This is a genomic window from Vibrio sp. HI00D65 (genome assembly GCF_001635455.1).
Taxonomy (GTDB): domain Bacteria; phylum Pseudomonadota; class Gammaproteobacteria; order Enterobacterales; family Vibrionaceae; genus Vibrio.
Map to the genome: position 1 here is coordinate 1 of NZ_LWEH01000562.1, position 920 is coordinate 920.

Annotated in this window: 2 tRNA genes and 2 rRNA genes; all 4 read right to left on the bottom strand. The window is 44.3% G+C overall.

The features are described 5' to 3' along the window. Nucleotides 1-236: ribosomal RNA gene (locus tag A3712_RS23820) — 23S ribosomal RNA — on the bottom strand; the annotation flags it as partial. Between the two features lie 294 nt (nt 237-530). Then, nucleotides 531-606 (bottom strand) — tRNA-Ala (locus tag A3712_RS23825). 14 nt (nt 607-620) lie between these two features. After that, nucleotides 621-697, bottom strand: a tRNA-Ile gene (locus A3712_RS23830). A gap of 66 nt (nt 698-763) precedes the next feature. Next, nucleotides 764-920 (bottom strand): 16S ribosomal RNA (locus tag A3712_RS23835); the annotation flags it as partial.

The following is a 920-nucleotide window of genomic DNA, read 5'->3' on the forward strand; positions in this document are numbered from 1 at the left end:
CGGAATCTCGGTTGATTTCTCTTCCTCGGGGTACTTAGATGTTTCAGTTCCCCCGGTTTGCCTCTTGTTGCTATGTATTCACAACAAGATACTTACTTATGTAAGTGGGTTTCCCCATTCGGAAATCCCAGACTCAAATGACTTTTACTGTCTAATCTGGGCTTATCGCAAGTTAATACGTCCTTCATCGCCTCTGACTGCCAAGGCATCCACCGTGTACGCTTAGTCACTTAACCATACAACCCGAAAGGGTCTTAGTGTATGGCAACTAACCAAGGTTTTTGGTTGTAATAAGAAGGGTTAATTCTTATTACGTGTTTGCCGGACTCAATGTGATTCAAATTAAATTTGAATCGAATACAAGACACTTGAATGTGTTTGTGTTGTGTTTATCCAAAAGATAAACATTGAGAACTTTTAATTTGATTAACTCTTAGAGTTAATCAGTCAGCTTTCCAAATTGTTAAAGAGCTAGATATTTCAAAAGAAACAACCATTTTTAAAGATTCTTAAGGAAGAACACTTAAAGATGGTGGAGCTATGCGGGATCGAACCGCAGACCTCCTGCGTGCAAGGCAGGCGCTCTCCCAGCTGAGCTATAGCCCCATCTAAGTCGATATTGGTGGGTCTGAGTGGACTTGAACCACCGACCTCCCGCTTATCAGGCGAGCGCTCTAACCAGCTGAGCTACAGACCCAATATCGTCTCTTTACTTTCTAAACCGTATCAATCTGTGTGGACACTTATCGTGAATATCTTCGTATAAGGAGGTGATCCAGCCCCAGGTTCCCCTAGGGCTACCTTGTTACGACTTCACCCCAGTCATGAACCACAAAGTGGTGAGCGTCCTCCCGAAGGTTAAACTACCCACTTCTTTTGCAGCCCACTCCCATGGTGTGACGGGCGGTGTGTACAAGGCC